General features: G+C 45.1%; 9 protein-coding genes. 6 read left to right on the top strand and 3 right to left on the bottom strand.

The annotated features are described in order from the left end of the window. Positions 1-15: 15 nt before the first annotated feature. Complete coding sequence (locus tag L4C44_RS09415) at positions 16-825, top strand: MetQ/NlpA family lipoprotein (protein ID WP_428804941.1); 810 nt, start codon at positions 16-18, stop codon at positions 823-825. A 111-nt stretch (positions 826-936) separates the two neighbouring features. Here the strand turns inward: L4C44_RS09415 and L4C44_RS09410 are convergent, their stop codons facing one another. The 3 genes from L4C44_RS09410 to syd form a co-directional block, all read right to left on the bottom strand. Beyond that, entirely contained in the window at positions 937-2,142 is a 1,206-nt protein-coding gene (locus tag L4C44_RS09410) for a carbohydrate porin (RefSeq protein ID WP_428804940.1), read from the bottom strand. Positions 2,143-2,563: 421 nt separating this feature from the next. Beyond that, positions 2,564-3,340 carry a Zn-ribbon-containing protein gene (locus tag L4C44_RS09405; protein ID WP_017630798.1) on the bottom strand — a complete coding sequence of 259 codons (777 nt, stop codon included), beginning with the start codon at positions 3,338-3,340 and terminating at the stop codon, positions 2,564-2,566. Between the two features lie 4 nt (positions 3,341-3,344). Continuing rightward, positions 3,345-3,890, bottom strand: coding sequence for a SecY-interacting protein (gene syd, locus L4C44_RS09400; protein WP_428804939.1), 546 nt, complete (start codon positions 3,888-3,890; stop codon positions 3,345-3,347). Between the two features lie 131 nt (positions 3,891-4,021). Here syd and queF point away from each other — a divergent pair, with 131 nt between their 5' ends. The 5 genes from queF (at position 4,022) to xni (ending at position 11,406) form a co-directional block, all read left to right on the top strand. After that, positions 4,022-4,867, top strand: coding sequence for an NADPH-dependent 7-cyano-7-deazaguanine reductase QueF (gene queF, locus L4C44_RS09395; RefSeq protein ID WP_428804938.1), 846 nt, complete (start codon positions 4,022-4,024; stop codon positions 4,865-4,867). Between the two features lie 54 nt (positions 4,868-4,921). Next, positions 4,922-7,180, top strand: a complete 2,259-nt coding sequence (locus L4C44_RS09390) for a tetratricopeptide repeat protein (protein ID WP_146492077.1) — start codon at positions 4,922-4,924, stop codon at positions 7,178-7,180. A gap of 118 nt (positions 7,181-7,298) precedes the next feature. Beyond that, a complete protein-coding gene (locus L4C44_RS09385; protein WP_146492076.1) occupies positions 7,299-8,864 on the top strand; it encodes a sensor domain-containing diguanylate cyclase in 1,566 nt (521 codons plus the stop codon). A gap of 243 nt (positions 8,865-9,107) precedes the next feature. Beyond that, positions 9,108-10,472 carry a nucleotide 5'-monophosphate nucleosidase PpnN gene (gene ppnN / locus L4C44_RS09380; protein WP_146492075.1) on the top strand — a complete coding sequence of 455 codons (1,365 nt, stop codon included), beginning with the start codon at positions 9,108-9,110 and terminating at the stop codon, positions 10,470-10,472. A 160-nt stretch (positions 10,473-10,632) separates the two neighbouring features. Then, complete coding sequence (gene xni / locus L4C44_RS09375) at positions 10,633-11,406, top strand: flap endonuclease Xni (protein WP_146492074.1); 774 nt, start codon at positions 10,633-10,635, stop codon at positions 11,404-11,406. The last annotated feature ends 74 nt before the right edge of the window (positions 11,407-11,480 follow it).

Here is an 11,480-nt window from a genome sequence, read left to right as displayed (position 1 = left end):
TAAAAGGAGATTATTATGAAATTTAGCCTTAAAGGTTTACTTACTATCGCAGCAGCGGCATCAGCGCTAGTACTAGCAGGTTGTGGTGATAAAGAAGTTGATACTTCTAAAGTAAAAGTTGGCGTAATGGCAGGTGCTGAAGCGCAGGTTGCTGAAGTTGCAGCGAAAGTAGCAAAAGAGCAGTACGGCCTAGACGTTGAACTGGTTACTTTTACGGATTACGTAACGCCAAACGCGGCACTGGATGATGGCTCTATCGACATCAATGCATTCCAACACGCACCGTACCTAGATCAGCAAGTGGCTGACCGTGGTTACAAACTGACTATCGCTGGTAACACGTTTGTTTACCCTATCGCTGGTTACTCTAAAGAAGTGAAATCTGTCGACGAAATCCAAGACGGTGCTCGTATTGCGGTACCAAACGATCCAACAAACCTAGGTCGTTCTCTACTGCTTCTTGAGCAACAAGGTCTTCTTGAGCTTCGTGAAGGTGCTGGTCTTCTAGCAACAGTTCGTGACATCGTTAAGAACCCTAAAAACCTAACGATTGTTGAACTAGACGCAGCACAACTGCCACGTTCTCTTGATGATGTAGCGCTTTCTATCATCAACACAACTTACGCAAGCTCTATCAACCTGACTCCACAAAAAGACGGTATCTTCGTTGAAGACAAAGATTCTCCTTACGTAAACCTAATCGTTTCTCGTGAAGACAACCTAAACGCTGAAAACGTACAGAACTTCGTTAAAGCTTACCAAACTGAAGAAGTGTACAACGCAGCTTCTGATATCTTCCAAGGTGGCGTAGTTAAAGGTTGGTAATCACCTAAACTTTTCAGCATCGTATAGATACCCGAAGGGGCTGACATAACGTCAGCCCCTTTTTTATTTACGGCAGTTTTTATGTACCGAATTTCGTTAGAAAGGCTCGGCTTACCACCAAGCTTCCACTTGCATACCGACACTCATTTCACTGTTCTTACCTTCACCGAAAGCATTGTCATTTTCAGCATCATTTAGGTAAGTGGCAAAGATACGGAACTCGGGACGAGACCAGAAACCCACTTGTGGAACCCAAGCCTGAGCGATTGTGAATTTACCACCCGCACCATCTTTGTTATCGATAGTTTCAACAAAACCACCAATTTCAAGAATGGTACGCATGCGCTTGTCCCACTTATAAAGCGGACGAATTACCGCACTGAAAGAGTCATCATCACTATTATTGGCGCCAACACCGGTTGAAGCAGCATAACGGACAGTGTGGCCAAACTCGATGTTCTCACCGATCGCAAGCACGCCCCAGTTAATCAATCGGAAGCCATCGGCGTCATTGTTGTTGGCATCACGAACGATGCCTTTACCTGTCCCAAAAGTCGTCATCTGCTCGGCATAACCAGAGTTAGCAACCTGTAGAATAGTTTTGTTGAAGCCACCTGAAAGATTTTGATTCAAGCTTGCCGTTAGCATTACGCTGTCATCCGCATCGACCGTTTGACCCTGCTTTTCATTGGCGAAGTTCATATCAATACCGACCTCAAGGTCTGCATTGTTCCACAATGGAATACCCGCATAACGTATATCAGCAATCATAGCTGTGGTTTCTTTGCCATCAAACACATCACCTGTAACCGTATCTTGAATCAAAGCCACCGATAATTTACCAGGGCCCATATTGATGTGTTCAACCCCCGCACCAATACCACTGACATCCCAGTAGTAGTTATCAACGATGTGTACATCATGGCGTTGGTAGTAGCGCTCACCCGCCCAAATGCCAATATCTTTATCTTCAAAAAGCCCTACCGCTTGAACATTGAGTTGAACTACATCAACGCTTTTATCCGCCGCGTTCTCATCTTGGCCTTGCCAGTACGACAACATGGAATCAACTAAAAATGAAACGTCGTCCTCAGCATACACTTCTTTTCTAAAACCAAACTCGCCATACAGGTCATTTTCGTTGCCGAGTCGGCCAACTTTACTTACCTCCCATTTACTATTTGAACCGCCTTCATTACTCAGGCCAACGCCGCCGCGCATGTAGCCATTAAACTCCAATGGCGTGGTTTCATCAGCGTATAAATTAGGTGCAAGTAAAACAGTAGAGAGTGCAGCAGCAATAGGTAACAGTTTCATCGTCCATTCCTTTAAGATCTAGAATTACGTTATTTTTATAAATGGGAACATTCCCATGGGATCGATCCCATTTATATTGAGAGGAATATAAATTGAAAGAGAACTGATTGATTACTGTGATCCAGTTAACTATTGAAATGATCAAAAGTTGATGGGTGTAGAATTATTTTGGTGAATACATGAGCACTACAGAGAGAGACATACAGCACAGAATGTGTGCATTTAAGAGCTGAATAGGTTCGACAATATTGGCAAAGCCCAATACTGATTAATGCTCAATATGGAGGTTAAAAAAGAGAACGGGAAAGAGAAACAGACGAGAAGCTAGCAGGAAGAAAACCGAGGAATAAGTATCGAAGTATTGATCAACACTTCGATACCTTGAATCGCTAATTAAGCTTTAGAAGTTAGGGATTAGGAGTTATTTAAGATGATCCCAAGAGATGTTTGATACCAGACGGCAGTCATCACACTTGAAATAGAAAATATCGTGGATCGGCGCATCTAGCAGCCATTCGCCACCACATTGCGGACATTTACGCTCTTTTTCAGCTTTTAAGCTGATGCCACCCACGCGGTACAAGTAGTAATAAGTCGGGATCTTCGTGAGATATTCAATGCGTCCTCTTAAGCCCCAACCGCGTTTGAACAACACACTTTTGGTATCACTGATCTCAGTCAGAGTTGCGTGTTCAGCACGACAGCCACCACCCATTTGGACTTCATCACAAGCTTGCCATTCGGTCTGCCATTTCAACACGGCTTTATGGTCACCATTGAAGGTTGGCGGGTTGCGGTACAGAGGGATCGGCAACAAACTGTCGCCACTACGTAGCGGTGAACAGGTATGAACGAACGTCGTGTACAATACCTGCCAGCTAGGCGCTTCGTCTTCTGCTACTTCTTCAGAGTTAAGATCTCGACCAAGCAATCGCATTTTTGGCGCAAGCAGGCTCGCGTTAGACAAGCGATCAAAACACACTTTTACGAAATCTGAATGGTTACGCGGGTGTAAGCTGTCTTGCTCTGGGCAGACAACGCGAACATAAAATTCGCCGTCGCCCATCACGATAGGAAACTCACGACCCAACACTTGCCCGTTATAACGAAGTGCATCCATTAAGCCATTAACAGCCTTGTCGACAGCGCTTACCGTTGTGTTATCAAAACACTCAAATTGAAGTTCTAGTACGTACATCTATTTATACCGCTGGTTGTAGCTTTTCTAAAAATTCGGCCAATGTCTCGGCTAATACATCACGGTTTTTGGTGCCTAAGCGCTCCAAAATCACGTTACCCGTTAGGTTACAGATAGAGATAACGTCTAGCTCTGCATCGGTCGCGGCAATGAAAACCGTTGGTTTTAGCTTTAGACGACGCTGAGTCACTAGATGACCCAAAATGTTTTCTTGTAGACATTCGAAGTCTTCATCACTCCAAATCTGTAATAGAGTCAGTTCATTACCGTCGAAGGTCGCGTTCATGTCTGCGCTGTATTGCGTACCGTAGAAGGTTTTGATGTCTTCGTGCAGCGTCAACTCAATACCAGTTTCAACGTTGGTGAAATCCGCGAATTGCTCACGTGGATAGTGCTTCCATAACACGGCATCGCCGCTCTTTTCTTCTACACATGGCGATACCACGTCCACCAACTCCTCATTGCGAGGTAAGCTTTGGTGTTGCTGTTGCCAAGCGTCAACGTATCGCTGACTAAAAGAAAGTAGTGCGTCTTGAGCACGTTGAGTCATGAAAATCTCCTAAACACAAAATAATAAATAGAATCCAAGCCCTTTCCGAGCCGATTAAGCGATGACTTAATGACAGGGTAATGGGGATTCAGTAAAATCGACCCCATTCTAATCGAATTTGAAACGAAAGTATGAGCAAATATTCTGACGCAAAAGAGCTAGCGGGTTTAACCCTAGGCCAAAAAACTGAGTACTCTAACCAATACGATGCAAGTTTATTGCAACCAGTACCTCGTAGCCTGAATCGTGATGATCTTGCGCTAAACGGTGAACTACCTTTTGTTGGTCATGATATTTGGACGATGTACGAACTTTCGTGGCTAAACACTAATGGCCTACCACAAGTGGCCGTGGGTGAAGTTTTCATCCCAGCAACGAGTCCAAGCTTAATTGAATCAAAATCTTTCAAGCTGTACCTAAACAGCTACAACCAGACTCAATTCGAAAACTGGGAACAAGTAACTGAGCGATTGACCCAAGATTTGTCAGCATGTGCAGGCGAAACCGTCATTGTGAATGTAAACTCAGTAACCGACTACACCAACCAACCTATCGTAACGATGGAAGGTGACTGTATCGACAATCAAGACATCCAAATCACCAGCTATGACTTTGAAGCATCACTGCTTGAAGGCGCTGCTGGCGAACAAGAAGTGGAAGAAACACTGCACAGCCACCTATTGAAGTCGAACTGCTTAATCACCAACCAACCGGACTGGGGCAGCGTTGAGATCGCATATTCAGGTAAGCAAATTGACCGTGAAGCTCTGCTACGCTATTTAGTTTCTTTCCGTGAGCACAACGAATTCCACGAACAATGTGTTGAACGTATCTTCACTGACATCATGAAATACTGTGGCCCATCGAAGCTCACCGTATTCGCACGTTACACGCGTCGTGGTGGTCTGGATATCAACCCATACCGTTCAACAGAGCAAGATAGACCAAGCCACAACAAGCGTATGGCTCGCCAATAATAGGCTCAAGACACACACTTATTGGAACTACCTCATCTTTAAAGGGACATTGAAATGCGTTGGTTATACGTCGTTAGCCTATTTATTTTAAGCTTAAGCACATCGGTTAATGCATCGGTCTATTCATCGGCGCTGCTCAATGAAGCCAATAACCTGGTTGAGATCGAGCCGAGCCAAGCAAAACAAATGGCCAACAGCTACCTAACGCTTCGTGTCCTTTCTGATCAACGCGAGAAAAGCCCTTCGGCGATTTCTCGCGAAGAGACAGACTCTTCGATTCGAACGCCAAACAGCAGCATCGATGCCTACAAGATCTTAGCGAAAGCCGAGTACAACCTTGGTAACATTCGTATTGCGATTCAGCACATCGACAAAGCCTCTGAGCTCGCGAAAACCTATAAGCTTGAGTACCTCAAACTGGATCTCGAGATCCTAAAAGTACGCTTACTTTGGCTAAGTGACAGAAAATCCGCCAAAGCAAAGGCAGATCTCGCCAATATTGAAACAAACCTAGAATCGGTGAATAAAACCTTACGTCTGACGGAAGGCATCACCTACCGCTTGATCATGCTGAAAGCCGATATCGCCTCTTACGATAACAAGATCGATGAAGCGGAAAAGTACTACCAAGAAGCGAAGACCTATCTCGACCAACGTTACTCTGAAAAAGTGACCATCGATTACCACATCTCGGTCGGTGAGTTTTACCTGAACCATAAAGAGTACAATCACGCGCTATCTGAGTTGTTGTATGGCTATTGGAAGTCGGTAGAAGGCAACTTGAGCTCTCGTTTGGCTAAAGTAAACCGCCTCTTGGCACAGCTTTTCTTTGAGCGACAAGTACTAGATAAAGCACTAGAGCACCTTTCTCAAGCTGCTGATTTTTATGATAACTTTGAAAACTCTCCTGTCTTAGCGCAAGTGCTCAAGAAAATGGGTGACGTGTATTTCTATCAAGGAAAATACAACCTTGCCCTTGTGCACTTCTTCAACGTTCTTGATCACGAGAGTACTGACCGAGATATCCATCAAGTCATTGATATTCGCCTAAGTTTATCGGCAACCTATCTGCGTCTTTACAACTACCCATTGGCAGAACAATACCTAACACGCGCCCTTGAACTGCTTGAATATACGGATATTCCCAAGCTAGAAGGTCGTGCTGCATTGCTCTCTGCCGGGCTCGCTTATCACCTTCAGCAGAGTGAGGATGTGATCAAACATGCCACTCGCGCACTGGAGATCTCGCGTCAGGTTGAGAACATGCGCCTTTCGCAGCGTTCGTACTACTTACTCTCTTTAGGCTATGAGCAAGCAGGAAAATCGCAACAGGCTTTAGAGAACCTTAAGCAATACAACAGTTTGGTTTCTTTAGAGCAACAAAAGCTGAACCGCGTTGGTGAAGATGCTTTCCGCCAACAGAAAGAGTTCGCTGAGCAAACTCTTCACTATGCAGGACAAGCCCAAGAACTAGAAAAGTACAAGCTGGAACATCGTAAGTTCCAAAAGATATCGTTCGCCCTATTTTTGTTCAGCATTATCTTATTCTTCTTTGTGCTACGCCGTGGCTACCTCATTCAAACCTTGGCTAAAGAAGTCGACTCACTGCGAACAGACCTGTTTACACACTCACGCTCTAAGCTGCCCAATCTCAGAATGCTGAATGCCAAGCTGTCCAACTCACTAGAACAAACCAGCCAAACCTTCGAACAGTGGCAACTTGGCGAGCTCATTCATGAACCATTGAATGACCGTCTGCGCTTCGTGATGATTGACTTACCTTTCCTACGTAACATGTATACGCAGAATGGCTATAAAGCGGGTCTGGAGTTAGAAGATGCTTTTGGAGAGTTCTTGAAAGAGAAGCTTGAAGGCCCTGCTCGTGTCTATCACTTCTCAGACGCAAACCTGCTTTACATCGAACCTAACTCAGACCGAGATTCATCACCCGAGGCGATGTTTAAAAAGATTCAATCGTGGATTACCGACTTTGAACCGAAACGTAATATCAACCGAACAATTCGTATGGGCATCGCTGACTACCCATTCTTGCCACGAGCTTACACCGCGATCAACGATCAAGAGCTGCTCGATGTGTTATTAATGTCGACTAACCTAGCCCGTGAGATCAGTCTCAAAGAGCGCAGTAGCCAATGGGTATATCTAAAAGCTATCGATAATGCACCCGCAGCGAGCCTTGCAACGGGTAATATAAGAGAAGCCTGTAAACATGCGATTAATCAAGGGCTAATAAAAATACAATCATCGTACCAGAATGAGGACAACATCAAAAAAATGCTAAAAGATGACTGATTTGCGAGCGGTTAAGAGCGGCAAGTCGTGACCTTATTTTTAGTTTTGTTATTATTGATTTAACGGAATTTCATCAAAATGATCGAGATCGGTCTACGCGGCGCTAATTAATACATCTATGGGCATTCTTGAAAAAGACATTCAGGCGCAACTCCACCAGCTGAAATTTCAGTTGGAGCAAGTTCGTTTGGCGCAAAGAGACACCTCGTTCAAATTTCTTAGAGAACAAAAAGTTCTAAAGCGTATCGTCACATCTTTGAGTGATGCATGTGTTGGCAGTAACAGCCATTTAGATGAAAACCTCATTGCCCTTAGGGAAGAGCTAGAAAAGCAAAAAGACATTAGCTCGATGATCCCAAAGCTGGCAGTATTAGAAAGGATGCTTAAGCAGAAAACGTTGGCTATGGATAAACAGAACGGATATCTGGACGATAGCATTAAGCACAGTGGGGAAACGCTGCAACGCATAACTGGCCTTCCAGCACAGCTAAAACGCGACCTACGAAACTTACTTAGCTTCTCCGAATGCAATGGCAGTCAGAAAGTTGACCATGCCATGAAACTACTCGGTATTTATGAGCGTGCCATTAAGATTATGGCGAACAACTCACGCACTCATTTTGCCGATGCTACGCATTCTCCGGAACAGGAACTTCTTTCCGACCTGTCAAACGAATTACAACACCTGATTACTGAACTCGATTTTGAGGGTGAATCGGGGGATTTGCTTACTGATATTAGAGCTAAGCTACTACTTGGGGTTTCCACACAAAACCTACTTGAGCTGACACTTCAGATCCTCAAACTGGTTATTGAAGGCACCAACCTAGAGCGCAAGAAGTCTGAACAGTTTATCGATCAGCTTAATTCCTCTCTAGCTTCCAGCATCAAAACGGCAGACCAAAATGCCGACCAGAGCCAAAGCTACTTTGAGCACCGCCAAGGGCTTAACTCTGAGTTAAATGAACTTGTCGCTAAGAGCCAGAATTCAGTAGAGAAAGCCAAGGATATTGATAGTTTAAAACGGTCAATTAACCCGCTACTCAGTGAAATCGCTTCTCTTTCGGAAAGACTGAACCACGCAGAGCAAAAAGAACAAGCTCTAATAGAGAGAATGAGTTACGGAAAAACTCAGTTAGATTCACTCTATGAAGTCACCCAAGATTACCGTAAGCGTTTGGAAGATCAGGCTCAGCGTATGCTGCTTGACCCTCTTACGAAGGTTTACAATCGTACCGCTTTCACTGATCGCTTAGAGCTTGAGTATCGCCGCTGGATCCGCGCACAACACTCACTGCGCGTAGTACTTCTGGACATCGACAACTTCAAAGCCATTAACGATAGCTTTGGTTATACCGCCGGCGATAAAGCGCTTAAGATCATCGCAAGAACCATCACCAAAGAAGCAGGCACGACCGATACTGTGGCGCGTTTTTCAGGTGAAGAATTTGTCTTACTATTGCCAGAGCAAACCGATGAATATTGTCACCAAGTGATTCAAAACATTCAAACTCAAGTAAGCCGCTTACCCTTTAAGTTCCGTGACCAACAAATCACGATTACTTTATGCGCGGCAAGTACTCAGTTTAAAGAGTCAGATACACCTGAAGAAGTGTTAGAGCGACTCAATACAACACTAAATAAAGCAAAACAACGCGGTAATAACCAACTTGTTTGGCACTAGGCCAGCCCTAGATTTAATTTATTTCATTTTTTCAAATACTTATCACATACCATTTCCCTCAATGTTTGCTAAGCTAATGATTAACATTCGCTTAACAAGCATTCTTGGCAAGCAACGCTGTCGTATCCGTTTCGTCTGGTTAACTCTCCCCCACCTTTAACCAAACACTTTCAACGTTTGCTTCTCACTCTCGAGCCAGAGGGTCACTTCAACGTCCTCTGCTCTTTTCAACAAGGAGGCACTATGATCACTCATATCAGCCCTGCCGGTAGCATGGATTTACTCTCTCAACTTGAGGTTGAGCGTCTTAAGAAAACCGCGTCTAGTGATCTATACCAACTGTATCGTAACTGTACGTTAGCGGTACTCAACTCAGGTAGCCACACCGACAACTCCAAAGAGCTACTCGACAAGTATCAATCGTTTGATGTTGAGGTAGTGCGACGTGAGCGTGGTATCAAACTCGAGCTGAGCAACCCACCAGAGCATGCCTTTGTCGATGGTGAGATCATCAAGGGTATCCAAGAACACCTATTTTCAGTGCTGCGTGACATTGTTTACGTCAACATGCACCTCGCAGATAACCAAAGGCTCAACCTGACTAATGCCACTCACATTACCAACCTCGTATTTGGTATTCTGAGGAATGCAGGCGCACTTACGCCGGGCATCGAGCCTAACCTGATCGTGTGCTGGGGTGGCCACTCAATTAATGCCACTGAATACCAGTACACTCGCGAAGTGGGTAATGAACTGGGCCTACGTGAGCTGAACATCTGTACCGGTTGTGGACCGGGTGCGATGGAAGGGCCAATGAAAGGCGCGGCTATTGGTCACGCTAAGCAACGTTATACTGATCATCGTTACTTAGGGCTGACAGAGCCTTCAATCATTGCCGCTGAGCCACCAAACCCGATAGTAAACGAACTGGTGATCATGCCAGATATCGAGAAGCGTCTTGAGGCATTCGTTCGTATGGCGCATGGCATCATCATTTTCCCAGGCGGCCCAGGCACGGCCGAAGAGCTGCTGTATATCTTAGGGATCATGATGCACCCGAATAACGCCGAGCAGCCAATGCCGATTGTCCTAACTGGCTCGAAAGAGAGTGAAGCTTACTTCCGCTCGATCGATAAGTTCATTGGTGAAACTCTAGGGCCTGATGCACAGAAACATTATGAAATCGTGATTGATGACCCAGCACGCGCTGCGAAAATCATGAAACAAGCGATGCCAGATGTGCGCTCTCACCGTAAAGAGACTGGCGATGCCTACAGCTACAACTGGTCACTGCATATTGAGCCTGAGTTCCAACTGCCATTCGATCCAACACACGAATCTATGGCGGCGCTTGATCTTCATATGGACCAAAAAACAGAGAGCCTAGCCGCTAATTTACGTAAAGCGTTCTCTGGCATTGTGGCGGGTAACGTCAAAGCTGAAGGGATTCTGGAGATCGAGAAGCACGGCCCATTCCTAATTGATGGCGACAAAGAGCTAATGACCAAAATGGACCAACTGCTAAACGATTTTGTTGAGCAACATCGAATGAAGCTACCGGGCGGTACGGACTACGTGCCTTGCTATAAAATCGCACCAAACGATTAAGCACACTCATTAACGAGTAACTAAGTGAGTGATAACCAATTGGCAGACATAAAGTTAATCAGGTTATGACGTTTACGTCGCTAACGTTTCAACTCACCAAGTGATACGTTACTATAAGGGGCTAGCAGCCCCTTTTTTATTGCCTATTTAGTGGAAACTTATGTCTATCCATCTTGTTATTATCGATGCCTTAAACCTCATCCGACGCGTGCACTCTGTTCAGCCGGACCCAACCGATATAGCAAGAACTATCACCACCACTACTCGCACTCTCAATAAGATTCTGACTGAATCAAAGCCAACCCACATCATCGCGGTTTTTGATCATCACTTACAAGACCGAGGATGGCGCGCTGAAGTACTACCAGCTTATAAACAGAACCGTAAGCCAATGCCAGAACCATTGATGAAAGGCCTTGATGCTATCCAACAGGCTTGGTGGGAGTTAGGCATTGATTCACTGCTGTCTGATGGCGATGAAGCAGATGATCTAGTCGCAACACTGGCCAAGAAAGTGGCAGACCACGGAGAAACCGTCACCATCATCTCGACAGACAAAGGGTATTGCCAACTGCTATCACCCACTCTGCAGATCCGAGATTACTTCCAACACCGCTGGCTAGACAAACCCTTTATCGAAGCTGAGTTTGGCGTTAAACCTGAGCAGCTTGCAGATTACTGGGGCTTAACCGGTGTGAGCTCTAGCCAAGTACCGGGGATTCCAGGTATAGGACCAAAAGCTGCAAAAGAAATCTTAACCACTTACCCGGATATCGAAGCGGCCTTTCAGGCGGAAGACTTACCGAAGAAATATCGTAAGAAGTTTGATGAACACATTGAATCAGCACGTGTGTGTAAGCAAGTCTCTGCACTCAAAACCGATATTGATCTTGGATTCAACCTGCAAGACATTCGTTACGAAGCGAAAGTTTAACTCGCTGTGACTCGACGATATTGATATAAAAAATGCTCCTTAAAGGAGCATTTTTTTCACTGACACGCTAACGT

Source organism: Vibrio satsumensis (assembly GCF_050337435.1).
Classification (GTDB): Bacteria; Pseudomonadota; Gammaproteobacteria; order Enterobacterales; family Vibrionaceae; genus Vibrio; species Vibrio satsumensis.
Note: the sequence above shows the minus strand (reverse complement) of the source record. Positions and strands in the feature narration are given on the sequence as shown.

Bases quoted from the DNA above. Each gene is read 5' to 3' on its own strand.
- L4C44_RS09405 (WP_017630798.1), bottom strand. From the start codon at position 3,340: ATGTACGTACTAGAACTTCAATTTGAGTGTTTTGATAACACAACGGTA.
- L4C44_RS09410 (WP_428804940.1), bottom strand. From the start codon at position 2,142: ATGAAACTGTTACCTATTGCTGCTGCACTCTCTACTGTTTTACTTGCA.
- L4C44_RS09385 (WP_146492076.1), top strand. From the start codon at position 7,299: ATGGGCATTCTTGAAAAAGACATTCAGGCGCAACTCCACCAGCTGAAA.
- L4C44_RS09390 (WP_146492077.1), top strand. From the start codon at position 4,922: ATGCGTTGGTTATACGTCGTTAGCCTATTTATTTTAAGCTTAAGCACA.
- queF (WP_428804938.1), top strand. From the start codon at position 4,022: ATGAGCAAATATTCTGACGCAAAAGAGCTAGCGGGTTTAACCCTAGGC.
- xni (WP_146492074.1), top strand. From the start codon at position 10,633: ATGTCTATCCATCTTGTTATTATCGATGCCTTAAACCTCATCCGACGC.
- syd (WP_428804939.1), bottom strand. From the start codon at position 3,890: ATGACTCAACGTGCTCAAGACGCACTACTTTCTTTTAGTCAGCGATAC.
- L4C44_RS09415 (WP_428804941.1), top strand. From the start codon at position 16: ATGAAATTTAGCCTTAAAGGTTTACTTACTATCGCAGCAGCGGCATCA.
- ppnN (WP_146492075.1), top strand. From the start codon at position 9,108: ATGATCACTCATATCAGCCCTGCCGGTAGCATGGATTTACTCTCTCAA.